General features: G+C 71.0%; 26 protein-coding genes. 10 read left to right on the forward strand and 16 right to left on the reverse strand.

Features of this window, described 5'->3' with window-relative positions; genetic code table 11:
- Nucleotides 1-15: 15 nt before the first annotated feature.
- The 4 genes from DI005_RS28635 to DI005_RS28650 form a co-directional block, all read right to left on the reverse strand.
- Nucleotides 16-922, reverse strand: a protein-coding gene (locus DI005_RS28635) for an IS5 family transposase (protein ID WP_369973583.1) whose coding sequence is annotated in 2 segments (ribosomal slippage) — nt 16-553 and nt 552-922 — 909 coding nt in all. Because the reading frame shifts where the segments join, the coding sequence is not laid out codon by codon here.
- 47 nt (nt 923-969) lie between these two features.
- Nucleotides 970-1,422 (reverse strand): hypothetical protein, encoded by a 453-nt coding sequence (locus DI005_RS28640; RefSeq protein ID WP_112270090.1) that lies wholly within the window; start codon nt 1,420-1,422, stop codon nt 970-972.
- A 249-nt stretch (nt 1,423-1,671) separates the two neighbouring features.
- A complete protein-coding gene (locus DI005_RS28645; RefSeq protein WP_113644211.1) occupies nt 1,672-2,319 on the reverse strand; it encodes an alpha/beta hydrolase in 648 nt (215 codons plus the stop codon).
- The gene (locus DI005_RS28650; protein ID WP_113644212.1) at nt 2,316-2,831 is read right to left on the reverse strand and encodes a VOC family protein; all 516 of its coding nucleotides are present in this window, start codon (nt 2,829-2,831) and stop codon (nt 2,316-2,318) included. The genes DI005_RS28645 and DI005_RS28650 overlap by 4 nt, the downstream gene beginning before the upstream one ends.
- A gap of 185 nt (nt 2,832-3,016) precedes the next feature.
- Here DI005_RS28650 and DI005_RS28655 point away from each other — a divergent pair, with 185 nt between their 5' ends.
- Together DI005_RS28655 and DI005_RS28660 are read left to right on the forward strand one after the other, a co-directional pair.
- Nucleotides 3,017-3,436 (forward strand): YciI family protein, encoded by a 420-nt coding sequence (locus tag DI005_RS28655; RefSeq protein ID WP_112270084.1) that lies wholly within the window; start codon nt 3,017-3,019, stop codon nt 3,434-3,436.
- A 1-nt stretch (nt 3,437) separates the two neighbouring features.
- Nucleotides 3,438-4,703 carry an RNA polymerase sigma factor gene (locus DI005_RS28660; RefSeq protein WP_113644213.1) on the forward strand — a complete coding sequence of 422 codons (1,266 nt, stop codon included), beginning with the start codon at nt 3,438-3,440 and terminating at the stop codon, nt 4,701-4,703.
- A 44-nt stretch (nt 4,704-4,747) separates the two neighbouring features.
- On the opposite strand, the gene DI005_RS28665 is transcribed toward DI005_RS28660, so the two are convergent.
- Nucleotides 4,748-6,118: an FAD-binding oxidoreductase gene (locus DI005_RS28665; RefSeq protein ID WP_112270081.1), complete on the reverse strand. Its 1,371-nt coding sequence runs from the start codon at nt 6,116-6,118 to the stop codon at nt 4,748-4,750.
- Between the two features lie 147 nt (nt 6,119-6,265).
- Between DI005_RS28665 and DI005_RS28670 the strand changes: the two genes are divergently transcribed.
- Nucleotides 6,266-7,537, forward strand: coding sequence for an erythromycin esterase family protein (locus tag DI005_RS28670; protein ID WP_113644214.1), 1,272 nt, complete (start codon nt 6,266-6,268; stop codon nt 7,535-7,537).
- 9 nt (nt 7,538-7,546) lie between these two features.
- Here DI005_RS28670 and DI005_RS28675 read toward each other — a convergent pair whose 3' ends face one another.
- Entirely contained in the window at nt 7,547-7,882 is a 336-nt protein-coding gene (locus tag DI005_RS28675) for a cupin domain-containing protein (RefSeq protein WP_113644215.1), read from the reverse strand.
- 259 nt (nt 7,883-8,141) lie between these two features.
- On the opposite strand from DI005_RS28675, the gene DI005_RS28680 reads away from it, so the two are divergent.
- Nucleotides 8,142-9,584: an MDR family MFS transporter gene (locus DI005_RS28680; RefSeq protein WP_112270075.1), complete on the forward strand. Its 1,443-nt coding sequence runs from the start codon at nt 8,142-8,144 to the stop codon at nt 9,582-9,584.
- Between the two features lie 77 nt (nt 9,585-9,661).
- Here the strand turns inward: DI005_RS28680 and DI005_RS28685 are convergent, their stop codons facing one another.
- From DI005_RS28685 to DI005_RS28705, 5 genes are all read right to left on the reverse strand, one after another.
- Nucleotides 9,662-11,170, reverse strand: coding sequence for an FGGY-family carbohydrate kinase (locus DI005_RS28685; protein ID WP_112270073.1), 1,509 nt, complete (start codon nt 11,168-11,170; stop codon nt 9,662-9,664).
- A gap of 322 nt (nt 11,171-11,492) precedes the next feature.
- Nucleotides 11,493-12,113, reverse strand: coding sequence for an antibiotic biosynthesis monooxygenase (locus DI005_RS28690; RefSeq protein WP_113644216.1), 621 nt, complete (start codon nt 12,111-12,113; stop codon nt 11,493-11,495).
- Nucleotides 12,114-12,320: 207 nt separating this feature from the next.
- Nucleotides 12,321-13,841, reverse strand: coding sequence for a tripartite tricarboxylate transporter permease (locus tag DI005_RS28695; protein ID WP_113644217.1), 1,521 nt, complete (start codon nt 13,839-13,841; stop codon nt 12,321-12,323).
- Nucleotides 13,842-13,877: 36 nt separating this feature from the next.
- The gene (locus DI005_RS28700) at nt 13,878-14,387 is read right to left on the reverse strand and encodes a tripartite tricarboxylate transporter TctB family protein (protein ID WP_112270067.1); all 510 of its coding nucleotides are present in this window, start codon (nt 14,385-14,387) and stop codon (nt 13,878-13,880) included.
- The gene (locus tag DI005_RS28705) at nt 14,380-15,348 is read right to left on the reverse strand and encodes a tripartite tricarboxylate transporter substrate binding protein (RefSeq protein WP_113644218.1); all 969 of its coding nucleotides are present in this window, start codon (nt 15,346-15,348) and stop codon (nt 14,380-14,382) included. The genes DI005_RS28700 and DI005_RS28705 overlap by 8 nt, the downstream gene beginning before the upstream one ends.
- A 168-nt stretch (nt 15,349-15,516) precedes the next feature.
- On the opposite strand from DI005_RS28705, the gene DI005_RS28710 reads away from it, so the two are divergent.
- From DI005_RS28710 to DI005_RS28720, 3 genes are all read left to right on the forward strand, one after another.
- Complete coding sequence (locus tag DI005_RS28710; RefSeq protein ID WP_113644219.1) at nt 15,517-17,079, forward strand: long-chain fatty acid--CoA ligase; 1,563 nt, start codon at nt 15,517-15,519, stop codon at nt 17,077-17,079.
- A 12-nt stretch (nt 17,080-17,091) separates the two neighbouring features.
- Entirely contained in the window at nt 17,092-18,264 is a 1,173-nt protein-coding gene (locus DI005_RS28715; protein WP_113644220.1) for an acyl-CoA dehydrogenase family protein, read from the forward strand.
- Between the two features lie 138 nt (nt 18,265-18,402).
- A complete protein-coding gene (locus DI005_RS28720; protein WP_233520350.1) occupies nt 18,403-18,978 on the forward strand; it encodes a TetR/AcrR family transcriptional regulator in 576 nt (191 codons plus the stop codon).
- Here DI005_RS28720 and DI005_RS28725 read toward each other — a convergent pair.
- The gene (locus tag DI005_RS28725; protein WP_112270057.1) at nt 18,953-19,432 is read right to left on the reverse strand and encodes a nitroreductase/quinone reductase family protein; all 480 of its coding nucleotides are present in this window, start codon (nt 19,430-19,432) and stop codon (nt 18,953-18,955) included. The two genes, DI005_RS28720 and DI005_RS28725, sit on opposite strands and share 26 nt — an antisense overlap.
- A gap of 70 nt (nt 19,433-19,502) precedes the next feature.
- Here DI005_RS28725 and DI005_RS28730 point away from each other — a divergent pair, with 70 nt between their 5' ends.
- Nucleotides 19,503-20,186, forward strand: a complete 684-nt coding sequence (locus tag DI005_RS28730) for a TetR/AcrR family transcriptional regulator C-terminal domain-containing protein (RefSeq protein ID WP_113644221.1) — start codon at nt 19,503-19,505, stop codon at nt 20,184-20,186.
- A 161-nt stretch (nt 20,187-20,347) separates the two neighbouring features.
- Here DI005_RS28730 and lnt read toward each other — a convergent pair whose 3' ends face one another.
- On the reverse strand, nt 20,348-21,832 hold the full coding sequence (gene lnt, locus DI005_RS28735) for an apolipoprotein N-acyltransferase (protein WP_113644222.1): 1,485 nt from the start codon (nt 21,830-21,832) through the stop codon (nt 20,348-20,350).
- A gap of 69 nt (nt 21,833-21,901) precedes the next feature.
- On the opposite strand from lnt, the gene DI005_RS28740 reads away from it, so the two are divergent.
- Nucleotides 21,902-22,246 (forward strand): TfoX/Sxy family protein, encoded by a 345-nt coding sequence (locus DI005_RS28740; protein WP_112270051.1) that lies wholly within the window; start codon nt 21,902-21,904, stop codon nt 22,244-22,246.
- 13 nt (nt 22,247-22,259) lie between these two features.
- Here the strand turns inward: DI005_RS28740 and DI005_RS28745 are convergent, their stop codons facing one another.
- From DI005_RS28745 to DI005_RS28755, 3 genes are all read right to left on the reverse strand, one after another.
- Nucleotides 22,260-22,613 (reverse strand): VOC family protein, encoded by a 354-nt coding sequence (locus DI005_RS28745; protein ID WP_233520351.1) that lies wholly within the window; start codon nt 22,611-22,613, stop codon nt 22,260-22,262.
- A gap of 255 nt (nt 22,614-22,868) precedes the next feature.
- Complete coding sequence (locus tag DI005_RS38350) at nt 22,869-23,126, reverse strand: hypothetical protein (protein ID WP_158559918.1); 258 nt, start codon at nt 23,124-23,126, stop codon at nt 22,869-22,871.
- Nucleotides 23,127-23,302: 176 nt separating this feature from the next.
- A complete protein-coding gene (locus DI005_RS28755; protein WP_113644224.1) occupies nt 23,303-23,515 on the reverse strand; it encodes a hypothetical protein in 213 nt (70 codons plus the stop codon).
- Nucleotides 23,516-23,631: 116 nt separating this feature from the next.
- Here DI005_RS28755 and DI005_RS28760 point away from each other — a divergent pair, with 116 nt between their 5' ends.
- The gene (locus DI005_RS28760) at nt 23,632-26,010 is read left to right on the forward strand and encodes a helix-turn-helix transcriptional regulator (RefSeq protein WP_113644225.1); all 2,379 of its coding nucleotides are present in this window, start codon (nt 23,632-23,634) and stop codon (nt 26,008-26,010) included.
- Nucleotides 26,011-26,111: the final 101 nt, after the last annotated feature.

Consider the following 26,111-nt stretch of genomic DNA (forward strand, 5'->3'; position numbering starts at 1 on the left):
CTAGGTCGTGTCTCCTTATTGCCGAAGCCATAGGGTGATCGCGCGGAGGACGATGCCTCCTCGGTAGACGGCGGCGAGCTTGTCGTAGCGAGTGGCGATGCCGCGCCATTGCTTGTGGTCGTTGAAGGACCGTTCGATCACGTTGCGCCGCTTGTAGGTCAGGGCGTCGAACTCGGGTGGGCGGCCTCCGGCGGCGCCACGCCGTCTGCGGTGAGCAATCTGGTCTGCGGGCTGTGGGATCACGGTCTTGATGCCCCGGGCTCGCAGTCTGGCTCGAATCGCTCGGGATGAGTAGGCCTTGTCGCCGATCAAGGCCTCGGGGCGAGTGCGCGGCCGACCTGGACCGAGCCGTTTGACGGCCAGGTGGGACAGCAGCGGCGCGAGCATGGGGGAGTCACCGGCCTGGCCGGGTGTGAGTGCGATGACCAGCGGGCGGCCGCGGCCGTCGACGAGCTGGTGGATCTTGGTCGACATCCCGCCCCGCGAGCGTCCCAGCGCATGATCAAGCGGCTCGGCGCGTAGATCCTTGTAGTTCGGCTCAGCCCCCTGTGGGCCGCCGACCTGCGGGATGTTCGACCCGTCGCAGGGTGACCGCGTGCTGGTGGGCGCGGTTGATGGTGGAGTCGACCGACACCGTCCAGTCCACCCCGCCGGCGGCGTCAGCCTCAGCGACCAGCCGAGCGTGGATCTTATCCCAGGTCCCATCGGTCGAGAACCGCTTGTGCCGCTTCCACAGCGTCTGCCACGGTCCGAACGACTCAGGCAGGTCCCGCCACGCGATCCCGGTCCGGAATCGGTAGACGATCCCCTCGACCACCTGCCGGTGATCCCTAAACGGCCTGCCTCGCTGGCCATCCGAGGACGGCATCAGCGGCTCAATCCGAGCCCATTGAGCGTCAGTAAGCACCGCAAACCGTGACATGCGATCAACAATCCCAGCTCACACCGCAGATCTTTAGGAGACACGCCCTAGGTGAGCACGTTCCGCCGTCGCATCCGGTGACAGTAGGCCCACACGAGGAAGGTCAGCAGGAGGACGCCGAGGTCCTGGAGCGACAGGCGCGGGCCCAGCACGCTCCATCGGTCCATGAACCCGAACGTGATGGCCTGGAGGCACAGCTGCGCCACCGCGGCGGTCGCGACGGCGGCGAGCGACCACCGCGAGCGCAGTAGCAACAGGACGGCGGCAGCCAAACCGGCCACGATGTTCACGGTCCAGAACACCAGCGGCACGACGGGATAGTCCGTGAAGTAGTCGACCTGCTGCGGTCCGTACCCCTGCGACTCGAAGTACGCGGTGTCCTGAGCCTGGGTCAGCACGTAGTCGTACGCGCCGATGGCGTACAGCAACAGGAGCACCACACCGACGACCCACAGGTGCCACGGAGCCGCCGTGCGGATGGAAGAGGTGCTCGCGCTCACCGTTCTCGTCAACCTCCCACTGTGCAGAGTCAGCTGTCGATCAGCATCGCGTGCACGCCGTCATCGCGCATCCGACCAGGGTCGCACCATGGGAGGAATCTGCCGCCGCTTCGCCCCCGCCCGCGGCGAGCAGGCGCCGCAGCCGCGAGTCCCGCACTCCCGACCGCGAGTCCCGCACTCCCGACCGCGAATCGCGCACTCCCGACCGCGAGTCCCGCGCTCCGGATCGCGAGTCGTGCGCTCGCGGCGTCAGTCCGCTGCGGGCAGTGCGACCCGTTCGCTCAGCCACTCCGCGAGGTGTTCGAGCGCGGCCGGGCCGACGTCGTGCCCCACCGCGTCGCGGCGGGCGGTGCAGAGCGCCCCGGACTCGCCGTCGAGATAGGTCCACGTGCGGTCGAGCAGCTCACGCGGGACCACCGTGTCCTCGGTGCCCTGCGCGACGAACACCGGCAGCCCGGCCAGCCGGCCGGGACCGGTCGGCACGCCGGCATCAAACGGCAGCGTGCCGTAGAGCACGGCGGCACCGGTGAAGCGCTCGGGGTCGACCAGGATCAGCCCGCCAGCGAAGGCGGCCCCGCCGCTGAACCCGATCAGCACCACGGGGCGGCCGTCGGTGGCGACGGCGTCGAGCCACGTCCGGAACCAGTCCATGGTCGCGCGCAGGGATTCGGCGACCGGGCGGCCGATGCCCCGGTTGGCGAACCACGCGAACCCGCCGCCCTCGGCGATCGGCGCGCGGACCGCGGCGTACGCCGGACCGGGCGGCAACGCACGCGCGAGGCCGAGGATGCTGTGCTCGTCGGCGCCACGGCCGTGCAACAGCACCACCAGCGGGGCTCGGGGATCCGTGCTACCCGCCGTCACCACGACCGGCTCGGGGAACGCGCCCGCGCTCACCGGCCGTCCTCTTCGGTCACGATCCGGCCGGACGTGGGCACACCGCCCCACCGGCGCACCTCCGCGGCGAGGTCCAGCCGGTCCACCGGGGCCGAGTTCTCGTAGGCGCCCCACTCCGACCTCGGGAGCATCCACATCACCTCGAACTCGTTGCCGTCGGGATCGGCGCCGTAGATGCTCTTCGTGGCCCCGTGACTCGACTCGCCCGTGTAGGCGTCGAGGTTCGCGAGGGTCATCCTCGCCTGCTCGAGTTCCTCGATGGTGTCGACCTGCCAGGCCAGGTGGTACAGCCCCACGGAGCCACGGGGTCGCGCGGGCGCGGCGGCACCGAGCCCGAACAGGCCGAGGTCGTGGTGGTTGCCCGACCGGCGCAGGCGCAGGAAGGCCGCGTCCGCTCTCGGCTCCCTGGTCACCACCTCCATGTCGAAGGCCCGGGTCCAGAACGTCACGGCGCGCTCCAGGTCGCTGACGAACAGCACCGCGTGGTTGAGGCGGACGGCCGCGATCGTCATGGTGCGCTCTCCTCGTTGTACGACTGACCGGCTGGTGTCGACGGTACGCCGATATAGATGAAAGTTCAACTATTTCGACTTTCCACAGAAAACTCCGAGACCGTGTCGATCCGCGCGCGCCCCCGTTCGACCTGTGGCATGAAAGGGTCCGAAACAGGCCCACCGATCCGAGGAGACGACGAACCATGAAGTACATGCTGATCATGCGAGCCACCGACGAGGGCCTCGCGCAGATGCAGAACGCCGACTTCACCGAGATGGTCGAGACCATCGGTAAGTTCAACGACGAGCTGATCCGCGCCGGGGTGCTGCTGGCCGCCGAGGGGCTCGACGACGCGGCGGAGGGCGTGGTCGTGGACCACTCCTCCGAGCCGCCCGTGGTGACCGACGGCCCGTACGGCGAGACCAAGGAGCTGTTCGGCGGGTTCTACATCCTCAACGTGGCGTCGAAGGAGGAGGCCATCGAGTGGGCCAAGAGGTTGCCCGCAACGGGCCCCGGCTTCAAGACCGAGATCCGGCGGGTCACCACGATCGACGAGTTCCCGCAGGACAACGAGTGGATCAAGAAGGAGCGGGCGTGGCGTGAGTCCACGGGTCAGCTCTGACATGGGTGGCCGGGAGGCCGTCGCCGCCGTCTGGCGGATCGAGTCCGCGCGGATCGTCGGGGCGCTCGCGCGCTACACCGGCGACTTCGCGCTGGCCGAGGATCTCGCCCAGGAAGCGCTGGCCGAGGCGCTCGTGACCTGGCCGCGCGAGGGCGTGCCCCGCAACCCCGCGGGGTGGCTGCTCACCGTCGGCAGGCGCCGAGCGATCGACGCGTTCCGCAGGCGGTCCGCGCTCGATGAGAGGTACGCCGCTCTCGCCCATGGGCTGGGCGAGGGCGGCGCCGCCTCCGGCCGCGCACCCGACGGCGGCGGCGACATGCCGTGGGACCCGGACCAGATCGACGACGACGTGCTCGCGCTGATCTTCGTCTCGTGCCATCCCGTGCTCTCGCGGGAGGCACGGGTGGCGCTCACCCTGCGGGTGGTCGGCGGTCTGACGAGCGACGAGATCGCCAGGGCGTTCCTCGTCCCGACCGCCACGGTGCAGGCCAGGATCACGAGGGCGAAGAAGACGCTCGGCGCGGCGAAGGTGCCGTTCGCGGTCCCGCCAGCGAACGAACGGGCCGAACGGCTCGGCTCCGTGCTGAGCGTGATCTACCTGATCTTCACCGAGGGCTCCTCGGCCAGCTCCGGTGACGACCTGATCAGGTTCGACCTCGCGGGCGAGGCGCAGCGCCTCGCCCGCGTGCTGACCCGGCTCGTGCCGGACGAGCCGGAGGTGCACAGCCTGCTGGCGCTGCTGGAGCTCACCGCGGCCCGCTTTCCCGCCCGCACCGGGCCGGACGGGGAGCCGGTGCTGCTGGAGCACCAGGACCGCCGCCGCTGGGACCGGAGCGCGATCGCCCGCGGCCGGGCGGCGCTGGCCCGCGCGGAACGGGCGGGCCGGGGCCTCGGCGCCTACGGCCTGCAGGCCGCGATCGCCGAATGCCACGCCGTGGCCCCGTCGGTCGAGGAGACCGACTGGGACCGCGTCGTGCTGCTCTACGAGGCACTTGGCCGGCTTGCGCCGTCACCGGTGGTGGACCTCAACCGAGCGGTGGCCGTCTCCATGGCCAGTGGCCCGGCCACCGCGCTGTCGATCGTGGACGAGCTGGCGGCCTCCGGAGGGCTGGCCGGCTCGCACCTCCTGCCGACCGTGCGCGGCGAGCTGCTGACTCGGCTGGGCCGCGCGGACGAGGCGCGCGCCGAGCTGGAGCTCGCCGTGCGCCGGTGCGGCAACGAACGCGAGCGCGCTGTGCTGCAACGCAAGCTCGCCGACCTCGGCTGACCGGCCGGCCGGTTCGGGCGTGGCCCGTCCGAACCGGCCGTTAGTCAGGGCCGGATGTTCTGGTTCAGGTGGAACAGGTTGTCCGGGTCGTAGCGGCGCTTGACGCTCACCAGCCGGTCGTAGTTGCCCCGGTAGTTGGCGCGGATGCGGTCCTGGTCGTCGTCCGCCATGAAGTTGATGTACCCGCCATCCTCCGAGTGCGGCGCCGTGGCCTCGTAGTAGTCCCGCACCCACCGGATGTTCGCCTCGTTGTCCGCCGGGTCAGGCCACATGCCGGCGATCACGGTCGCGAAGTTGGCGTCGCGGTAGGCGAAAGCGGTCTCGTCGGACGCGACCCGGTGGCAGGCGCCGTTGATCGGGTAGATGTGCATCGTGGAGTTGACGACAGGCACCTTCGGTCCGTGCTCGAGGTGCGCCGCGATCGCCTCGTCGGTGAGCTCGGTGACGAAGTTGGCCTTCCAGTAGTGCTGCAGCCCCGGCGGCACCAGCGCATCGAACGCGCTGTTGAGTGCCGGGTAGGGCATCGGGCCGACGTGCTCGGCCACGATCGGCGCGACGTCACGGATCGGCGCCAACGCGCGCTCGGCCTCGTCCATCGGGCCGGTCCAGCACGCCACGAACGCGGCGAACGGCTCGCCGTGCCGCTCCTCGGGGATGAACGGCAGCGGCGGCGCGATCTGGAACGCCGGGAAGCCGCCGAGCTGCTCAGGCGCGGTCGAGATGTACTCGCGGTACGTCCGCAGCAGGTCCCCTGCCGCGTCGAGCTCGAAGAACATCGGTCCGCCGTAGATGTCGGCCACCGGGTGCAGCCGGAACTCGAACGAGACGACCACGCCGAAGTTGCCGCTGCCGCCCCGCAGCGCCCAGTACAGATCCGCGTTCTCGTCGGCGTTGGCCACGCGGAAGGTGCCGTCCGCGGTGACGACGCCCGCCGACAGCAGGTTGTCGCAGGACAGCCCGAACCCGCGGTCGAGGTAGCCGATCCCGCCGCCGAGCGTCAGCCCGCCCACGCCGGTGGTGGAGATGATGCCCCCCGTCGTCGCGAGGCCGAAGGCGTTGGTCGCGGCGTTGAGGTCACCCCACGTGGCGCCGCCCTCGGCACGGGCGGTGCGTGTGGCGGGATCGACCCACACGCTGTGCATGCCGGACAGGTCCAGCACCACGCCGTCGTCACACGTGCCGAAGCCGGGGACGCTGTGCCCGCCACCTCGGACGGACAGGTCGAGCGAGTTCTCGCGGGCGAAGTCCACCGCCGCCATCACGTCGCCGACGTTGGCGGCCCGCACGATCGCCCGAGGGCGCCGGTCGATCATCGCGTTGTGAACTCTGCGGGCCTCGTCGTACCCCTCGTCGTCGGCGGTGATCACCGGACCGCGTACTCGATCGTGCAGGGTCGCGATTGTAGGAGCGGCCATGATGCCTCCTTACGAGCGGTCGGCGCCGTCCTGGAACCTTCGTAGCTCACTCCCCCGTGCCATGGCGCCGATAGAGTCGCAAGGCCCACACCTCGCGCGCGTTTTGTGCCGCGGTTGCCCGGAGTCACGATCAGGGGGAGCTCTCGCATGTCCTTGTCCCCGGCCGCACGGTCGCTGCGCGCCCATTCCCGGATCCTGTCCTCACTGGACACCGCCGCCGACGACGAGTTGGAGCTACTCGCGGACCTCTCCGCGGGTGCGCGCGTGGTCGCACTCGGCGAGGGCGCCCACTTCGTCGCCGAGTACGGCGCCGCGCGTAGGCGCTTTCTGCGCTACCTGGCCGAGCGGTGCGGCTTCACGGTGCTGGCCTTCGAGTTCGGCTTCGCCGAGGCACCCGCCCTCGACACCTGGCTGCACGGCCACGGCACCGACGGCGACCTGACCGGCATGATCGGCACCACCAGCTCCGGCCTCAACGGCACGATGGCCCGCTGGCTGCGCCGGCACAACACCACCAGCGACCACCCGGTGCACCTGATCGGAGTGGACACCCCGGTCGCGGGCGGCACCCTGCGGCCCGTCCTCGAGCCGCTGCTGCGCTATCTCGACACGGTCGACCCCGCGCACGTGGAGCTGGCCCGCACCGCGCTGGAGATCGGCACCCGCGTGGAGGCCGACTCGATCGCGTCCGCCGCCGCTCGCTGGGCCGAGCTGCCCTCGGCCGACCAGACCGCGCTCACCTCGGCGCTCTCCCGCCTTGCCGTGCGGATGCGGGCACTCGAACCGCTCTACCTCCAGCGCGGCGACCGCGCGAGCTACGACCTGGCCCGGCAGCAGCTCGCGATCGCGATCCACGCCGACTACATGTTCGCGACCATCCACGCCTTGCTGTTCGCCGGCGACGGTCTGCCCATGGACTCTTCCGTCCGCGACCGGCTCATGGCCGACTCGCTGCACTGGCACCTCGAGCGGCTCGGCCCCGACGCCAGGGTCGTGCTGATGGCGCACAACAACCACATCCAGAAGACCCCGGTCGAGTTCGAGGGGCCGCTGGCGTACCCGATGGGCTACTACCTCGCGCGGGAGCTCGGTGCGGACTACCGCGCGGTGGCCTTCACCCACACCACCGGGTCGGTCCCGGAGATGTACCCCGACGCCGGGCAGCCGGTCGGGTTCACCGTCACCGACACCGTCCTGGACCCGCCCCCGCCCGGCAGCGTCGAGCACGAGCTCTCCGCGGCGGGTCTCGGCGGCGACATCTCGCTGTGCGACCTGCGCCCGATGCGCGACGATCCGACAGCGGAGCTGTCCAGCATCCGCGCGCAGAGCGCGCAGATGCCGACCGCGGTGGCCGACGCGTTCGATGCGGTGCTCACCGTTCCGGCTCTCACGGCGGAGGTGGAGCTGGCCTTCGGCTGAGCGCCGGGATCAGCGCAGGGCGACGGTCAGCAGCACGACGGTGTCGGTGATCGCGTGCAGCCCGTGCCGCTCCGGCGGGATCGGCAGCAGGTCGCCGGTGTCGAGTTCCCACGTGCGGTCGGCGGTCTCCAGCCGGGCACGGCCGGACAGCACCTGCAGGGTCGCGGCCGAAGGCGCGTCGTGTTTGCCGAGGTCGGCGCCCTCGGCCAGCGCGATGACGGTGGCCCGCTGCGACGTGCGGGAGGCGACCGTCCGCGCGGCGCGGCGCGACGGGTGCTCCCGTGCCTCCCTGAGCAGCCCGGCGGCCAGGCCGGGCAAGGCCACGGGTTCCTGGTGATCGGTCATCTCACTTGGCTCCCAGCCCCGGCGGGGTTCGCGGCTACCGAAGCCGCACGTCACGGCTCCGGTAGACCATATCCGACCCGGTCAAGTAGCCCAGTGGCACGCGACGCGGGCACCGTGCGCGGTCTCGCCGGGCCGGCCCGATCCGGTGACAGCGCGAAAGGCGAAAATCATTTGCCATCCGGGGCGGCTGTGACACCCTGGACGAGGGCCTCCGACGTCGCGGCTCATCGACTGTTCTCCTTCCTCCCGAGGTGCTTCCTTGATCGACACTGCCCCCACCACGGCAGCGGCGTCCGGCCACCGGCCCGCCGCGCCACGCGCCACCCTGCTGATCGGCGTGCTGGTGGTCTCGGCCTTCGTGATGATCCTCAACGAGACGATTCTGAGCGTCGCGCTGCGGGATCTGACGGTCGATCTCGGCGTCTCCACCACCACGGTCCAATGGCTGACGAGCGGGTTCCTGCTCACCATGGCGGTGGTCATCCCCACCACGGGGTTCCTGCTCGAACGGTTCACGCCCCGGCAGGTCTTCCTCGCCTCACTGACGCTGTTCAGCGTCGGCACGCTCGTGAGTGGCCTGGCGCCCGGCTTCGGTGTGCTGCTGGCCGGCCGGGTCGTGCAGGCGTGCGGCACCGCGGTGATGCTTCCCCTGCTGATGACCACGGTGATGCGCCTGGTGCCGCCGCAACGCCGGGGAGCGACGATGGGCACGATCACCATCGTCATCGCCGTGGCCCCCGCGCTCGGACCGACCATCGGCGGCGCGGTGCTGTCGTCGATGGGCTGGCGCTGGATGTTCGGGATCGTGCTCCCGCTGTCGGTGGCCGCGCTCGTGCTCGGCGCGATCTGGCTGCGACTGGACAGCGAGACCAGGTCCGTGCCGCTCGACGTGCTCTCGGTGCTGCTGTCCGCCATGGGGTTCGGAGGCGTGCTCTACGGCTTGTCTTCGATCGGTGAGTCCGGCGGTGGTGAGCATCCGGTGCCGCCGTGGGCGCCGATCGTGGTCGGGCTCGCCGCGCTCGCGGCCTTCGTGTGGCGCCAGACCCGGCTCCAGCGCTCCGACCGGGCACTGCTAGACCTGCGCCCGTTCACCCACCGCACCTTCGTGGTCGCGCTGATCCTCACCGCTCTGCTGTTCATGTGCCTGCTGGGCGTCGCGGCGATCCTGCTGCCGCTTTACCTGCAGACGGTGCTGAACACGACCACGTTCGTCAGCGGGCTGGCGGTGCTGCCCGGCGGCCTCGTCCTCGGCCTGCTCGGCCGTCCCGTCGGGGCGCTGTTCGACAGGTTCGGAGCGCGGCCTCTCGTGTTGCCCGGCACGGTGGCCATGGCGGGCTCGCTCTGGTTGTTCACCACTCTCGGGCCGGGCTCTCCCCTCGCGGCGGCCATCGCGTTCCACGTACTGTTCATGGCGGGACTCGGGCTGATGATGACGCCGCTCATGACCGAGTCGCTCGGGGTGCTGCCCGACCACCTCTACTCCCACGGCAGCGCCATCCTCTCGACGCTGCAGCAGGTCGCCGGGGCCTTCGGCACGGCCGTCTTCGTCACCGTCGCGGCGATCGGCAGCGCCGCCGGCTCCGGCAGCCCCGACGCCGACGGCCTGCGCACGGCGTTCCTCGCCGCCGGCTGCGTCGGGCTGCTGGCCCTGGTCGCCGCGCTGTTCGTGCGTGGGCGCACCACGCCCGAAGAGCAGGGCTGACCGCACCCGCTGCCGCTGCCGGTGCCGAACTGCAGTGAAGGCCACCTTCACTGCGTTGAACGCAGGCATGGTGGCCTTCACTGCGGTCGACCCAGCCCGCGCTGCCAGGCGGCCAGCTCATGGACCACCGGTCTGGTCGCCGGGTAGAGGTCGAGGTAGAGCCGGTGCAGCCGGTCGTACCGTTCCCGTAGTGCCGGGTCGGGCGCGCGGAGCTCGCGGACCGGGTTCCACCGCGCCGCGTCGGCCTCCCCGATCGCCTGCGCGGCGAGCAGGGCCGCACCGTAGCTCGCGCCCAGCGTCACCGACGGGATCTCCTGCTCCATGCCGGTGATGTCGCTGACGATCTGGGTCCACAGCCCGCCCTGCGTGCCCCCGCCAACGGCGACGATCCGGCGCAGGTCGGCACCCGCGTCGCGCAGCGCCGCGATGTTGTGCCGAACCCCGTGCGCCGTCGCCTCCAAAGCCGCGCGGTGCAGGTCGCCGCGCGTGTGCTCCAGCGTCAGCCCGGCGATGACGCCGCGGGCGTCCGGGTCGGCGATCGGTGTCCGCTCCCCCGCGAGGTACGGCAGCATCAGCAGTCCGCGCGCGCCAGGGCCGGACCGCCGCGCCTCGGCCAGCAGCTCCCCGTGCTCCGGCGCACCGGCGATGCCGCGCAGCCATTCGGTGACCGCCCCCGAGGTGGCCATGCCGCCGGCCAGGCTGCGAGTACCCGGGTAGGCGCCGAGGGTGCCCCACAGGTTCGGCACCGTCAGCCGCTCGCCGGTGGTGGCGACGAGAAACATCGTCGTGCCGTACATGATCATCAGGTCGCCGGGGCGCTGCGCGCCCACGCTGACCGCCTCCGACCACGCGTCGACCGTGCCCGTGATCACCGGTAGTCCCTCGGGCAGCCCGGTCTGCTCGGCCGCCCGCGCCGTGACCGCGCCCGCGAGCTCGCCCGGCCAGCGCAGCGGCGGCAGCTCCAGCCGCGGCGCGATGTGCCGCGCCCAGGGTTCGTACCACTCCAGGGCCCGGGAGTCGTAGAGCGGCACCGACTGGCTCGCCGAGTGGTGATCGAGCACGTACTCGCCAGTGAGCCGCGAGGCGAGCCACGAGCTCGGCATGTAGAGCCGCCGGGCCCGGCCCGCGACGGCGGGCTCGTGCTCGGCCACCCACGCCAGCTTCGGACCCACGGCCTGCGTCGACAGCGACGACCCGCACCGGTCCAGCACGGCTTCCGCGCCGAGCTCGTCGCTCAGCCGCGCGATCTGCTCGGTGGCGCGCGTGTCGACGCCGTAGAGGATAGCCGGGCGCAACGGCTCCTCCGCGCCGGCCGGACCGTCACCGGTCAGCACGACGCACGGGCCCATGCCGCTGACGCCGACCGCCTCGACCCGGCCCTCGGCCGCGGAGAGCAGCTCGCCGGCGATCTCCCGGAACTCCGTCCACCACACGCGCGGGTCCATCTCGACATGCCCTGGCCGCGGCCGCGACACCTCGTGCGCCCGCACCGCCGTGCGCAGCACCGTCCCGCTCGCCCGCTCGACGAGCACGCCCTTCGTGCTGGACGTGCCTACGTCGACGCCGAGCACCAGTGATCCCGTCACGGTGCCACGTCACCACACAGGTGGTCCCGAACGCCAGCCGCACGAACAGGTCGGCCTTCGCGGTGAGCGCGCCGCCGGCGGTGGCCGCGTCGGGGGCGCAGGCGAAGTCGTCGGCGATGGCGGCGAGGTGCCGTTCCACGGCCCTCGGTCAACCGTCGACAACAACCGTTGACGGTTGACCATGACAGCCTTCGAGGGCCTGGTCGACCGGCTCGCGCCAATGGTCGGCCGTCGAGCACGGTGGTGCTGTCGACGCCGCCGGGCCACTGGCCGTCATGACAACGAGGCCGGGGCCGGGCGGCGTCCACCCGGCCCCGGGGCCTCACGCCAGTTCGGGCACCCGCAGGTGCGCGATGGCCAGCTCGAACTCGGCGACGTCGAGGCGTTCGGCGCCCGACTCGCGGATCGCGCCCGCCCTGACCTCGTCGGCGCGCTCGCGGCTACGCCGCATCGCCTCGACACTGTCGTAGGCGACCGAGCCCACGCACCGTCCGGAGGTCCTGTCGATCATGAGGCTCGCGCTGCAGAACCCCTCGAACGACTCGAGCGAGGGCAGGACGGTGTCGGTGAAGACACTGATCATCCGGTCGATCTGGCCGGGCTCGACGCGCAGCCACGTCGCCCGCGCGCAGGCGCCCTCCGCCACCCGGTGATCACGGTGTAGCACCGCGATCTCCCATTCGTCGATCGTCATGTCGCCGCCAAGCAGATCCCGCGCCCTCTCCCGCAGCGCGCCGGCCGCCTCGGCGCTGGCCTGCATGGCCTCCGCCGTTTCCCAGGCCGTCGTGACGATGCAGCGGCCGTCCTCGCGGTTGACGAGCATCGACAGGCCGACACAGCCGTCCATCTCCAGTGCCGTGGGCATCACCTCGTCGCGGACGTGCGCCACCCCGTCGTCGATCGACGCCGTCCTCGCCCAGATCGTCGTGGACCGTGCGTGCACGATGCACCTCCTGCCCGTCCGGGGCGGCGTCCCGTTGACGTCGCCGATGGACCAACGCTCCTCCCCCGCGTCGGCCCGAACAAGGCCGTAGCGGGACGGAGTTTTGCATCGGGACGCCGAACCGGTCAGACCCGCTTCCCAGCGGAAGAGGCGCTTCGCCGGACGGACGGGTCATCGGTCCTCCGACGGCGATAACAACGCGGGCCGTCAGCCCATCACCGAGGCGCGGCCGGCGCGGGACCGGGCGCGCCGCCACACGGCGTGGGCCAGCAGTGCCGCGACGGCCACGACGATGGTGGTCAGCAGGATCACCGTCACCGGGCTGGACCAGAAGACCGACCAGTCGCCCCGCGAGAGGAGCAGGGCCCTGCGGAGGTTGTCCTCCAGCATCGGGCCGAGCACCACCCCGAGCAGCAGGCTGGTCAGCGGGTATCCCGAGCGCCGCATGAGGTAGCCGATCAGTCCGAACGCGACCATCAGCAGGACGTCGAAGAAGTTGCCGCGCAGGGAGTAGACGCCCACGAAGCACAGGCTCACGATGAACACGGTGAGATACGGCGAGATCACCCGCAGCGCTGTGGCGAAGAACGGCACGAGCACCGTGTTGAGGACGAGCAGCAGCACGTTGGCCACCAGTACCGCGGCGATCACCGCCCACACGATGTCGGCGGACTTGGTGAACAGCTCTGGCCCCGGCTGGAGGCCGACCATCACCAGGCCGCCGAGGATCATCGCGCCGCTCGCCGAGCCGGGGATGCCGAGCGACAGGGTGGGGATCAGTGCCCCGCCCACCGAGGCGTTGTCGGCCGCCTCCGGCGCGGCGAGCCCGCGCGGATTGCCCTTGCCGAAGGTCTCGCGGTCCTTGCCGAGAGTCTTCTCGGCGGCATAGGCGATGAACGTCGCCATCGACGCGCCCGCGCCGGGGAAGATCCCGATGAGGAAGCCGATCAGGCCACCGCGTGCCATGCTCGGCGCGTACCGGGTGACGGTGGGGACCGGCGGGAAGAGCGAGCGCAGCGGCAGCTTGCCGCTGGAGTCGATCCGGCCGCCGTCACGGACGCGGACGATCACCTCGGACAGCCCGAAGATGCCGATCGCGACCACGACGAGGTCGGCACCGTCCCAGAGGTCGACGATGCCCCACGTGAACCGTTCGTCGCCGGTGATGCGGTCGAGGCCCACCGTCGAGATGATGACGCCGAGGCTCACGGCGGCGATCGCCTTCGAGCGTGTGGCGTTCGAGATGCCGGAGGTCAGCAGCAGCACGAGGCAGACGAGCAGAAAGTACTCCGCGGGTCCGAACAGGATCGCGGCCTTCGCGAGCACCGCGGCGAGCAGGGCCAGGCCGGCGAACCCGATCAGGCCGCCGACGAACGACGCCACGGCGCTCAGCGTCAGCGCGTAGCCGACGCGGCCCTGCCTGGCGAGCGGGTAGCCGTCGAACGTCGAGACGACGCTCGACGCGTCACCGGGGATGTTGAGCAGGATCGAGCTGATCCGTCCGCCGAACATTCCGCCCAGGTAGATGGCGACGAGCAGCACCAGCGCGCTCACCGGGGACAGTCCGAACGTCAGCGGCAGTAGCACCGCCATGGTCGTCACCGTGCCGATTCCCGGCAGTGCTCCGACCACGGTTCCGATCGTGACGCCGAGTGCGCACCAGGCGAGGGTCGCGGGGTCGGAGAGGATGGCGGTCAGCCCGCCGCTGAGCAGGGTCAAGGTTTCCACCGCGGCACATCCTTTTCGTGAGGGCGCGCGTGCGCGTCAGTAGGCGGGCAGGAGTTCGATGCGCACTTGCAGCAGCACAACGAAGACCACGTACAGGGCGGCGACGAGCACGACGGTGGTCAGCACCGCCCGGCTCCAGGTGCGTTGCTCGACGTAGCGCAGGCAGCCGAGGATCAGCACGACCATGGCCGCGGCGAGGCCTATCCACGGACCGAGCGCAGCCGCGACCACCGCCAGCGCGACGAACCTTCGCGGCGGGGGCTCGAACCACCGGCGCAGCCGCCGGCCAGTGCCCAGCGCGTCCGACGGTTCGGCCGGTTCCGCGCGCTCTGTCCGGACCTGCCGGACGAGGTCGGCGACCAGCAGCACGAGCACGACCACGCCCAGCGCGAGCGGCAGGAACGCGGGGCCGAGGTCGGCGCTGTCGTCGGTGTGCCGCAGCGCGAGTTCGACGGCCTGCCACACGACCGTGCCGATCCAGAGGCAGGCGAGCACGGGGAAGGCGGAGACGCGTCCGCGACGGGTGCGCTCGGCCACGTCAGTCACGCTCCCTCAGGTAGCGGCCGAACGTGGCGCCCTCGGTGCGCAGCCACTCCGCGTACTCCTCCGGCCCCTTGTACTGGACGAGCAGGCCGTTCTTCTCCGCGTACTCCGCCCATTCCTCGCTGCGGCTGACCGCACGCAACGCCTCCGCCCAGTAGGCGACCGCGTCGTCGGACGCCTTGGCAGACATGATCACGCCCTGCGCGCGGTAGTACGAAGTGGACACTCCCTGTTCCCGCAGTGTCGGCACATCCGGCAGGGACTGGAGCCGTTCGTCCGCCGTGATACCTAGGGCGCGCAGCTCACGCTTGTTGAGGTAGCTGCGAGCGAGGGTCGGCACCACCAGCGCGACGTCGATCCGCTCGCTGACCACGTCGGGGATGACCTGCGCGACCCCTTCGCTCGGCACGAAGTTCAGCCCCGCAGGATCGATGCCGCGCGCCTCGGCGACCTCCTTCCACTTGGACGGCTCCTTGGACTGCAGGGTGCTCGACAGGCCGAAGGTGACCTCGCCGGCAGCCATGCCGTCGAGAAGGTCCTGAAATGTCCGCAGCCGGGAGTCGGCGCCGGTGACCACGACCATCGGGCTGGTGGCCAGCTGTGCCACGGGCCGCAGGTCGTCGAGCCCCACCGGCGCGCCCTCCCGGTAGAGCGGCGCGAGGACGTCCACCCACTGCATCAGCGTGTTGTCGTCGCCTTGCCGGGCCAGCGTCTGGATGCCGAGCAGACCGCCCGCCCCCGGGAGGTTCTCGACGTAGACGTCTCCGCGGGCGATCCCGGTGCCGGTGAGCGTGCGGGCGGTCTCCCGCGCGGCGGTGTCGGTGCCGCCGCCGGAGCTGAACGGGACGATGTAGCGGATCTGGCTGCCCGGCGCGTCCGGGCCCTCGCCCGCCGCGGTCCCGCATCCGGCGAGAGTCACGATCGCCAGCACGGCGAGCAGGCTCCTGCCCTTTCTCGATGCCATGCGCAGTCCTCTCTGACTGACGGCCACTGGTCTGCGACATCTTGTATATAAGTAAACGTGCTGTCAACCTTTGGACATCGCGCATTCGAACTGGTAGACAATGTGTATATAAACGTTCACAGTGAACGTATTCAGTCTTGGTGATTAGTTCTGCTGGATGGGGACAACATGCTGACCAACCTCGGGCGGCTCGTCGCGCGCAGCGCGTCGTACTGGTCTGACCGCGACGCGCTCGTCTGCGGCGAACAGCGGTGGACCTACGCCGATCTCGACCGTCGCTCGAACCGGCTCGCATCGGCACTGGCGAGCCGGGGCATCGGCAGCGGCGCCGCGGTGGCGACGTTCGCGTCCAACCGCGCCGAGCTCGTGGAGGTGGAGGTCGCGCTGTACAAGGGCGGGCTGCTGCGCGTACCCGTCAACCACCGTCTCGGGCGTGAGGAGGCCCGCCACATCCTCGTCGACGCCGACGTGCGGATGCTGCTCACCGACGTCGCCCACGCTCACACCGGCCGGGAGGCGATCCGCGGGAGCGGCCGGGACATCCCCCTCGTCGTGTTCGACGGCGACCAGCCGGGAGCCGAGACCTACGCGGACCTGCTCGCCGAGGGCGCCGACGAGCCCATCGCGATCGACGTGGACCTCGAGGCCCCCTGCGTCCTGCACTTCACCTCCGGCTCCACCGGCAAGCTCAAGGCCGCGGTGCAGACCACCGGAAACCGGCTGGCCAACGTGCGCAAGCGGCTGATGGATCCCGACGTGGCCGCGTCCCCGGACGACTCGTACCTCGTCGCGGGCCCGATCACCCACGCCTCCGGCATGGGCGTGCTCGCCGCACTGAGCCGGGGCACCACCATCGTCGTGCTGCCGTCGTTCACCCCGCAGGACTTCCTCGACGTCATCGCCAAGGAGAAGATCACCTCGACGTTCCTGGTGCCGACGATGCTCAACATGGTGCTCGGCCATCCCGGTCGCGACACCTCGGATCTCTCCTCGCTCAAAGCCGTCCGGATCGGCGGCGCACCGGTGTCCCCTCGGCGGCTGCGCGAGGCGGTCGAGCTGTTCGGGCCCATCGTGATGCAGGGCTACGGACAGGCGGAGACCACGAGCGGGGTCACGGTGCTCACCAGCGACGACATCGTGCGCGGCATCGAGAGCGATCCCGAGCTCCTGCTCTCCTGCGGGCGCGCGCTGTTCGACACCGAGGTCCGGGTGGTGGACGAGCGGTTCGAGCCGGTTCCCGCGGGAGCCATGGGCGAGCTCGTGGTGCGCGGCCCGGACTGCGTCAGCGCGTACTGGAACGAACCCGAGCTGTCCGCGCAGACGTTCCGGGACGGCTGGGTGCTCACCGGCGACATCGGCTACCTCCGCGAGGACGGTTACCTGTTCATCGTCGACCGCAAGAAGGACATGATCATCTCCGGCGGCTTCAACATCTACTGCAGCGAGGTCGAGGCCGCGATCTACGAGCACCCGTCCGTCGCCGAGGCGTGCGTGGTGGGCGTGCCCGACGAGAAGTGGGGCGAGGCGGTCAAGGCCGTCGTGGTCCCGAAATCCGGCGCGGAGATCGATCCGGCGGAGCTGATCGCGTTCTGCGCCGAACGACTCGACCGCTTCAAGAAGCCGCGGACCGTCGACGTCGTGGGCGCCCTGCCCGTCAACCGCAACGGCAAGATCGACCGCCGCGCGGTGCGTGCGCCGTACTGGGCCGGTGCCGACCGGGCCGTGAACTGACAGGAGACCACGATGATCTTCGACCTCATGCCCGGCTACGACGAGCTCCCGAACATCAAGCCCGTCGTGGACAAGCTGCGCGACTACCTCCAGGGCGAGCTCGCCGACTACGAACGCGCCCACGACCTCGGACCCGAGACGGCCTACGACCGCTCCGTGCTCCAGCCGGTGTGGAAACGCAGCCGGGAACTCGGCTTCTACGGGATCCACCTGCCTCCGGAACACGGCGGCCGAGGGCTCAGCCACACCGAGCTCGCCGCGTTGAAGGAGGAGGTCGGGGCGTCGGGGCGCACGCTCTACCACAGCGTGCTCGGCGACATGGGCGGCCCGCTTCGCGCCGGGGCGATCTTCGCCTATGCCACCCCCGAACAGCTCGGCCGGTACCTGGTGCCGGTCGTCGAAGGCGACCGCGCGTGCTGCTTCTCGCTCACCGAGACCGACGCCGGCTCGGACGTGCGCGCGATGCGCACCACCGCGACGCCGGACGGTGACGGCTGGCGGATCACCGGGCGGAAGGTGTTCAGCTCGGCGGGCCCGTTCGCGGACTTCTCGATCCTCGTCGCACGCATGGCCGGCACCGAGGAGACCTACTCGGCGTTCCTCGTCGACCTCGACTCCCCCGGCTGCACCGTGCTGCCGGGCGAGGTTCCGCTCTCGGGCCAGCACATCGAGTCAGACATCGTGCTCGACGACTGCTACGTCGGCCCGGGACAGCTGCTCGGCGAGATCGGCGACGGCCTCAGGATCGGGCTGGGGCGGGTCACCACCAACCGGCTGCTGCACTGCCCGACCGTCCTCGGCCACGCCCGCCGCGTTCTCGAGCTCACCATCGCCCACGCGAAGAACCGCGCCGTCTTCGGCGGGACCCTGGCCGACCTCCAGTCCATTCAGCACAAGATCGCCGACATGGCCACCGCGTTCTACGCGGCCCGGTCGATGACCTACGCCGCGCTGACCGCGCTCGACGAGGGCAGGCGGCCCCGGACCGAGGCGTTCATGTGCAAGCTCTTCGTGACCGAGAACGCGTTCACCATCGCCGACACGGCGATGCAGATCCACGGCAAGGCCGGGATGGTGAAGGGATCGGAGATCGAGTGGCTGTTCCGCCGCCTGCGGATGTTCCGCATCCTCACCGGCTCCTCGGAGATCCAGAAGAACGGTATCGCCAAGGCCCTGCTCCACTGAGCACCGCGAACGTGATGTCCAATAACCTGCATGGTGTAGCGAGTTGTAAAGTTCGTCACCTGGAGACTCCGCCGACCTGGAGGGCAGATGGCCGAGGACCGCCGGACCAGGCGAACCAAGCGCCTGTTGAGAAACGCGATGGTGGAGCTGGTTCTCCAAAACGGTTTCGACAACGTCACCGTCGAGGACATCACCGAGCACGCCGACATCAGCAGGGCCACGTTCTACAAGTACTACAGCGACAAGCAGGCGCTGCTGAACCAGATCGTCAGCGACGTGCACGCGGAGCTGCAGGCCCGGCTTGTGCCGCTGGCCCCTGAGTCGTCCAGGGGCTTCACCGGCAAGCCCGCCCTCGAGCTGTTCCGGCACGCTCGGGAGGAACGCGACGCGTACCGCGTCATCCTGCGCGGCGAGGGACACGGCACCGCCCTGCGGACCTTCATCGACATCCGCACCGCCAGCGCGGCGCGGATCTTCGCCGAGCGCGCCGCCAACCTCGGTGTGACGATGCGGATCCAGCCAGAGCTGCTCGCCCGCGCATGGGTCGGCGAGCAGGTGGCGATCCTGCAGTGGTGGCTCGAGCAGGACGAGCCCACGATGACGGCCGAGGAGATCACGCAGATGCTCCTCACCCTGTCGCTGCGCGGCCGATACTGGGCCAACGGGTTCGACGGCCCGCCCGACGACGTCACGCTGGGCCCGGCCCCCGAGTAGCCCGCGGCCCGACCCGGAACACCGGCAGGTCCGGCGCGACCCGCTCGAACTCGGCCAGCGGCGCGTCCTTGTCAACGGGCACGTGTGCCCTGGCGTTGGGCGCCCGCCGAAGGTATTCGCGGAGTATCGCGGCGCGGCGCTCCGGCGGCACCTCCCGCAGGCACACCTTCTCGCGGCGGCCGTGCCGGATGGTGACCTCACCGCCCGCAGCGCGCGCGTTGCGCACCCAGTTCGCCCGCTCCCCCAGCATCGACACGAGGTGGCGCTCGCCGTCGACGACCACCATCACCAGCGGCACGCTGACGGTCCGGCCGGACCGCCGCCCCGGCACCTCCAGGGTGACGAGGTAGTCAGGGGCGACGCCGCGGGCGTAGACCGCGGCCGTTCCCCGATCGAGGACGCGCGCCACCCCGTTCGGCCTGCCGCCACGGTAGAGCCACTGCTTCAGGTTCATCGGCCACCTCTTCCTGTACGTTGTACATGTACATCGTACAGTGCCCTTGTACGCTGTATATTGTCAAGCGATGACACAATCGGAACGCCGAAGCCCGGCCGACGACGAGCGCACGCCCCTCAGCCGCCGCGCCGTGGCCGGGGCCGCGGTCGCGCTCGCTGACGCCGAAGGGCTCGATGCGGTGACGATCCGCAGGCTCGCGAAGGACCTTGGTGTGACGCCCATGGCCCTCTACTGGCACTTCCGCAACAAGGACGAGCTCCTGGACGGCATCGTCGAACTGCTCTACGACGAGATCGACCTTCCCGGCGTGGAAGCGTCCGCCCCGTGGCCACGGCAGCTGAGCACGCTGCTGGAGTCGATCGTCACCGTGCTGCGCGCGCACCCAGCGACCGCGCCCCTGCTCGCCACCCGCAACGTCACCTCCGAGAGCAGCCTGCGCACCATCGAGACCGCGCTCGACATCCTGGGGCGCGGCGGTTTCTCCCCCGCGGAGGCGACCCAGATCGTCCGTCACGCGCTGAGCACGGTCACCAACCTCGTCAGCGGGGTGCCCGGAGCCACCGGCCGGCTCGCGGATCCCCGGCACGCCCGGACCTTCCTGGAGTCGCTGCCGGGCAAGACCTATCCCCGGCTGGTCGAGGCGGCGGGACCGCTGACCGAATGCGAGGACAAGGAGGCCTACTTCGCGTTCGGACTGGAACTCCTACTGTCCGGAATCGAAGCCACCGCATCGAAACGCACCGTCCACTAGCGACACCGCGCCAGCGCGAGGAGCGGTCCGCTCGTCGAGAGACACGAGCGGACGGTGCGGGGCCACGTCGTCAGACCGCACTTCACTCCTCGCCACGGATCCCCCGTCCCCGACCGTACCGGCAACCCCGGACCCCGGGGACGACTTCCACGCCGCCGTCGTCAGCGACGGAGCAACACGCGCGAGCCGAGAAACACGAGCGTCACCGCGGTGATCACGTACGCCGTGGCGGGAACCCAGTCGCCCCACCGGACATAGAGCGTGCTTCCCTCGTGGATCGGAACGTCGACCACGAAGATCCCCCGCTCGTCGGGCGGCATCCACGCCAGCCGCCTGCCCTGCGCGTCGAAGGCCGCCGACGTGCCGTCCAGCTCCACCAGCACGGCGGATCGGCCGGACTCCACGGCCCGGACCGCCTCGGCACTCGCCTGCACCGGGTGCGCCCAGGTTCCGTGGAACGACGTCAGCGAGCCCTGCACCACCGTCACGTCGGCGCCGTGTCGCACGAGTTCCCGGCGCAGGTCCGGGAAGATCGACTCGTAGGAGATGAGCGGGCCCAGCCGCACCCCTCCGGCCCGCAGGATCGACGGCTCGACCCCCGGAGCCCGGTCCTCGTCGGCGATCCCGGTGTCCTGGAGCAGACCGCCGAGGAGCGACCGCATCGGCACGTACTCGCCGAACGGCACCAGCCGCCGCTTCTCGTACGTGCCGACCAGTCCCCCGGCGCCGTACTGCTGGGTCGTCTTCCTGATCCGGCCGTCCGTACCCCGCGCGTCGACGTTCACCAGCACGTCGCTGCCCACGGACTCCGCCGTCTGCCGCAACCGGCTCACGGCGTCGGGCCGCTGTGCCGGATCGAACGGCATGCTGCTCTGCCCCCACACCACCAAGTCCTGCCCGTGGCCCCTCACGGTGCGGGTCAGGTCCACGTGCCTGGCGAACCGCTGCTCGGCATCGTGGACGACGCCGGCCTGCACCCCGGCCACCCGGATCGTGCCGGTCACCGCCGCGTCCGGCCTCAGCAGCCCGTGGCCGAGGACGAGTCCGGCGACCACGACGACGAGGCTCGCGCCCGCGAGCCGCACCGCGCGGCTCGCCCCGGGAAGGGCAGCGGCGGCGAACCCGACGTTGGCGGCCACCAGCACGGCGCTGAGCAACCACACTCCCCCGAGCGCCGCCAGCGCGAGCACCGGCCGCACCTGCCACTGGGTCAGTCCCAGGAGCCCCCATGGACCCCCGAGGTGCTGCCAGGACCGCACCGCCTCGACGCTCACCCACACCGAGGGCAGCACGATGCCCGCCAGCGCGACCCGCGCCGGGGATGGCTCCCGCAACAGCCGGAACGTCAGCAGGCCGAACGGCACCCACAGCACACCGGCGACGATCGCCATCGCCAGCGCCAGCGGCCCCACGTGCGGCAGCACCCAGTGAAAGAACGTGAGGAAGAACCCCACCGACGCCAGCGAGCTTCGCCAGCCCGCCTCCCGGTACGACCCCGCGCGCGCGAACAACATCAGCAGCGGGGCGAGACCGGCCCAGCCCAGCCACCACAGAGCCGGCGCCGGGAAGGCAAACGCCAGCAGGCAGCCGAGCAGCAGCGCGAGCCCGCGCACCGCCCACCGGCGGACCCGCCCGGCAGCACCCATACCGGCACGCTACCGATCCGTCGGCGCGCGCCGTGGCGCCCCGGCACTCCCGCGCGGGATACTCCCGGGATGGCCTACGACCACGAACTCGCCGACCGCGTCCGCGAACTGGTCGCCCGGGAGCAGCACCTGACCGAGCGGAGGATGTTCGGCGGCCTGGCGTTCCTGGTGGACGGCAACATGGCGGTCGCGGCCAGCGGGCAGGGCGGGCTGATGGTGCGTGTGGACCCGGAGGACACCGGCGTGCTGACCGGTGAGGCCGGCGTACAGCCGATGGTGATGCGCGGACGCGAGCTGCGGGGCTGGCTCCACGTCGACGCTTCGGCCGTCCGCGCGCGGGACCAGCTCGAACGGTGGGTCGCCCTCGGGGTCGGCTACGCGCGTTCGCTCCCGGCCAAGACTCCCCGCCGCTGAACGACGTCCTCGCCTACGGCGCCTCGGCGAGCGAGAGCCGGTTGCCGTCCGGATCCACCACGACGACATGGCGCACACCGTTGCCGTAGGTCTCCACCGGCTCGTGCCCGGCACCGTGGGCCACAAGGCGAGCCAGTATCGCGTCGAGCCCCGCCACGCCCAGGGTGAGCAGCGCGTTGCCCGCCCGCTCGGGATGCTCGTCGACGACGACCCACGCGGTGTCGCTGACCCGCCAGAGTGCCTCGCCGCCCACGACCTCGTCCGCGGGCCGCCCGAAGAACGCCGCGAACCAGCCGAGTGCGGCGGCCCGGTCGCTCACCGGCACGACGCTGTAGAGGTGCGTCATCGTTCCTGCGCTCGTCGGCATGCCCAGTTTCCTTCCTGATCGGGTTCCTCTGTGCACAGACCCGCCGGGACCGCGAAACTCGTCGCCGCGCTGCAAGCTCCTTCCTGCGTCGTGCGGGCGAAGGTGCCCGAGCCGCCGGTGTTCGAGGGCCTCCGCGAAAGCGGTGACATCGTGAAGGCGCCGATCGTGCAGGTGCTGCGCGACGACTGGCGCGCTGCGCGGCCTCGGGCTGCGGATCGCCGAGACGGCGGGCTACGCCGTCGCCTACCCGATCTCCTAGCTGGAGTCCGAGGAACTCGCGACGAGCGGCCAGACGATCTTCGCACGCTGCGTCGCCTCGGCCGTCGGCATCGGCGTCGGCGTCGCCCGGTCTACCTTTCGGTCACGTTGTTCGGCGCGCTGTGGGCGATCCCGATCATCCTGCTCTTCAACACCGCCTCGGTGATCGCCATCGTGATCACGGTGGTGGTGTCCTGCGCGATCCGCCTGCCAGATCCCGGCGACGATCTCGGATGTGCCGCCTTGCGTCACCACGTTGCCCTTCCTCTGGCGCTGCTGTTCCTCGCCTACTCGCTGCTCGGTCCCGTCAGCGCTTTGCTCACCAGCGAGCCGTGCGAGCCGAAGGGGCGGCCGGCCGCGCTGCGCGCCACCGAGCAGGCGCCGGAACCCGAGCCCGCGCCGGTTCGCCGAGGACCCACGGAGGCCCACGGTCAACCGGGGAAAAGCAGGAACAGCCGCGCCACCCCGCCAAGACAGCCGCTGCGCTGCCCCTCGCCGGCCCGGATCTCGAAGTCGCCACCCGGCTCGGTACCCGGATGCCGCCGGAGATAGTGATCCGCGAGCCGTTCGGCGCCCTCGCCCTCGTCGAGCCACGGTGTCTTGTGGCCGCACTCGCCACACCAGTAGCGGAACTTCGCTGACATCAGCGTAGTCTCACCGCTTTCGCTGGTCAGAGACCAGGTCGAGCACCTGCCATTCATGGCCGGTCGCCTCTCACTAAGATCATCGCGACCCGCCGCCTGAATGAAGGAACACCGACGTGGCCGACCGTTTCGGCGTCCTCCTCCGCGATGCACGGCGGCGCGCCGGCCTGACGCAGGACGAGTTGGCCGCGAGGTCCGGGGTAGGGGTCCGGACCATTCGCCGGCTCGAGACCGGCAGCGGCACCGACCCGCGCATCGGCACCGTCACGTTGCTCGCCGACGCGCTGGACGTCACCCAGGACGAGCGCCGCGGTCTGCTGGCGGCCGCCGACGGCAAGCACCCGCAGCCACCGGAACCGGAACCCGCGCCGGCCGCCACAGCGAAGCCACCGGAGCAGGTTCCGCTCAACCCCGTCCCCAGCGCTCTGCCCGCGGTGCCACCTGAGGTTTCGGAGGCCGCCGACAACCTGGCCAGGGTCATCGCGGCCCGCCTGCGGCGCGAGGAGGAACTTCGCCGCGTGCACGACCCCTTCCCGCTGCCCGTCCGGTGGCGGCAGGCGCCCGAAGGGCTGGCCGACCACTGGGACAACATCTGCCGCGTCCCGGCGGGCGTCACCGCCAGGCCGCTGGACCTCGCGGGCGAGGTGGGCGACGTCGCGGCCGCCTACCGGCGCGTGCCGTCACGACGGCTGGTGGTGCTGGGACGCGCTGGATCGGGCAAGACCGTGCTCACCCTGCGGTTCGTGCTCGACACGCTCGCCGCGCGCACACCGGGCGCCGCGGTGCCGGTGATCTTCAACATCGGCTCGTGGGATCCGACGAGGACGCCGTTGCGCACGTGGCTGGTCGAGATGCTGCAGCGCGACCACCCCGGCCTCGCGGCCGCCGCGCCGGGCGGCGCGACGCTCGCGGCCGTCCTGGTCGACACCGGGCGCATCCTGCCCGTCCTCGACGGGTTCGACGAGATCGCCGAGGGTCTCCACCGTCCCGCCCTGGAAACGCTCAACTCCGTGTCGATGCCGCTGCTGCTGACCAGCCGCTTCGACGAGTACGAACGAGCCGTGACGGTGGTGGACGTGCTGACCTCGGCCGCCGTGGTGGAGCTGACCGACCTCACGCCCGACGACCTCGCCGGCTACCTGCCCCGCACGGCCCGCCGCGTGACCACCGGCGACGGCAACGGCACCGCGTGGGACACCGTCATCAATGCGCTGCGCGAGGACGGCGGGTCCGGCGCGTCGGCCAACCTGGCGGCAGCGCTGAAGACGCCGCTCATGGTCGGGCTCGCTCGCACCGTCTACAGCGACTCGCGCGACCGCGACCCCGCCGAGCTGCTCGACACCACGCGATTCCCCACGCGGGAGGCCATCGAGGACCACCTGCTCGACACGTTCGTGCCCACCGTCTACGGCGGACAGTCGGCCTCACCCGACGGCCAAGGCCAGAGCTGGGACGTCGGCCGCGTGCGCCGCTGGCTCGGCTTCCTCGCCGACGACCTCGACCGCCGGGGCACGGGCGACCTCGAATGGTGGCGAATCGGTGGCCCCGTCAGCCGGTCCTCGCGTGTCCTGCTGGCGACGGGGACGATCATCCTGGCCACCGCGCTGATCCACTGGCTGTTCTTCACCCCGGTGGCGGGGCTCGTCCTCGGCATACCCTTGTACTGGGACGTCGTGCTGGTGGACGGGCTGCTGACCGGGTTGGTCATCGGCCTGCCGTTCGCGTTGCTGTACGTGCTGATGGTGGTGCGCAAGGACAGAGTCCTCGAACCGGCGCGGGTCCGGGTGCGGCTGTTCGACCGGTCGAGCCTGCGACCAGGGCTCCGGCGCAAGATCATCACCCGGTTCGCGGCCGGCGCGCTCGGCGGCGCCGTCGCGGGCGTTGTCTACACCTTCGGCAATCTTCTCGTGAGGGCGCTGGCACCGTATCTGCAGATCGCCTCCGACGCCGACACCCTCGTGCAGGCGATCGTCGGCGACGCCCTCACGTTCACCGCCGTCTTCGGTCTGGCCTGCGGTGTGGTGCTGGCGCTCGCGGCCGCGCTGGAGGCACCGGCCAACCTCACCACGGCCACCAGCCCGGGCGATCTGCTCGCCGCCAACCGCACGACCGTGCTGCGCCTCGCCGCCACCCTCGCGCTGGCCCTCGCCCTCACCATCACGTTCGCCGGCTTCCCCGTCACCGGCGCCGTGAAGGCCCTGCTCGGTTCGCTGCCGTTCGACATCAACTGGTACGCGTCCGGTGGCCTGACGGTGGGACTGACGGGCGGGTTGAGCGCGGCCACCGGGTACATCATCGCCTTCACGGCGTGGGGCCACTGGCTGCTGTTCACCCGCCTCCGGCTCCCGCTCTCCGGCAAGCTGCCGTGGGCGATCGGCACGCTGCTCGACGACGCCTACCGGCGGGGCGTGCTGCGGCAGTCGGGCGCCGTCTACCAGTTCCGCCACGCCCGGCTCCAGGAGCACCTCGCGAAGTCCTACCGCACCGGCCGTTAGGGCGTTTCCCCAGGTCAATGCCACCGGCCAGAAATGGCCGCTCCGCGACCTTCCACGCTGTGCCCGCTTCCCGTGAATATCTCCCCACGCCGATGAGAGGT

This window comes from Prauserella sp. PE36, from assembly GCF_003311655.1.
Lineage (GTDB): Bacteria > Actinomycetota > Actinomycetes > Mycobacteriales > Pseudonocardiaceae > Prauserella_A > Prauserella_A endophytica.

Excerpts from the sequence above, each read along its gene's own strand:
- DI005_RS28650 (WP_113644212.1), bottom strand. The coding sequence starts at position 2,831 with ATGACGATCGCGGCCGTCCGCCTCAACCACGCGGTGCTGTTCGTCAGC.
- DI005_RS28655 (WP_112270084.1), top strand. The coding sequence starts at position 3,017 with ATGAAGTACATGCTGATCATGCGAGCCACCGACGAGGGCCTCGCGCAG.
- DI005_RS28660 (WP_113644213.1), top strand. The coding sequence starts at position 3,438 with ATGGGTGGCCGGGAGGCCGTCGCCGCCGTCTGGCGGATCGAGTCCGCG.
- DI005_RS28665 (WP_112270081.1), bottom strand. The coding sequence starts at position 6,118 with ATGGCCGCTCCTACAATCGCGACCCTGCACGATCGAGTACGCGGTCCG.
- DI005_RS28670 (WP_113644214.1), top strand. The coding sequence starts at position 6,266 with ATGTCCTTGTCCCCGGCCGCACGGTCGCTGCGCGCCCATTCCCGGATC.
- DI005_RS28675 (WP_113644215.1), bottom strand. The coding sequence starts at position 7,882 with ATGACCGATCACCAGGAACCCGTGGCCTTGCCCGGCCTGGCCGCCGGG.
- DI005_RS28705 (WP_113644218.1), bottom strand. The coding sequence starts at position 15,348 with ATGGCATCGAGAAAGGGCAGGAGCCTGCTCGCCGTGCTGGCGATCGTG.
- DI005_RS28710 (WP_113644219.1), top strand. The coding sequence starts at position 15,517 with ATGCTGACCAACCTCGGGCGGCTCGTCGCGCGCAGCGCGTCGTACTGG.
- DI005_RS28715 (WP_113644220.1), top strand. The coding sequence starts at position 17,092 with ATGATCTTCGACCTCATGCCCGGCTACGACGAGCTCCCGAACATCAAG.
- DI005_RS28720 (WP_233520350.1), top strand. The coding sequence starts at position 18,403 with ATGGTGGAGCTGGTTCTCCAAAACGGTTTCGACAACGTCACCGTCGAG.
- DI005_RS28725 (WP_112270057.1), bottom strand. The coding sequence starts at position 19,432 with ATGAACCTGAAGCAGTGGCTCTACCGTGGCGGCAGGCCGAACGGGGTG.
- DI005_RS28730 (WP_113644221.1), top strand. The coding sequence starts at position 19,503 with ATGACACAATCGGAACGCCGAAGCCCGGCCGACGACGAGCGCACGCCC.
- lnt (WP_113644222.1), bottom strand. The coding sequence starts at position 21,832 with ATGGGTGCTGCCGGGCGGGTCCGCCGGTGGGCGGTGCGCGGGCTCGCG.
- DI005_RS28740 (WP_112270051.1), top strand. The coding sequence starts at position 21,902 with ATGGCCTACGACCACGAACTCGCCGACCGCGTCCGCGAACTGGTCGCC.
- DI005_RS28745 (WP_233520351.1), bottom strand. The coding sequence starts at position 22,613 with ATGCCGACGAGCGCAGGAACGATGACGCACCTCTACAGCGTCGTGCCG.
- DI005_RS28755 (WP_113644224.1), bottom strand. The coding sequence starts at position 23,515 with ATGTCAGCGAAGTTCCGCTACTGGTGTGGCGAGTGCGGCCACAAGACA.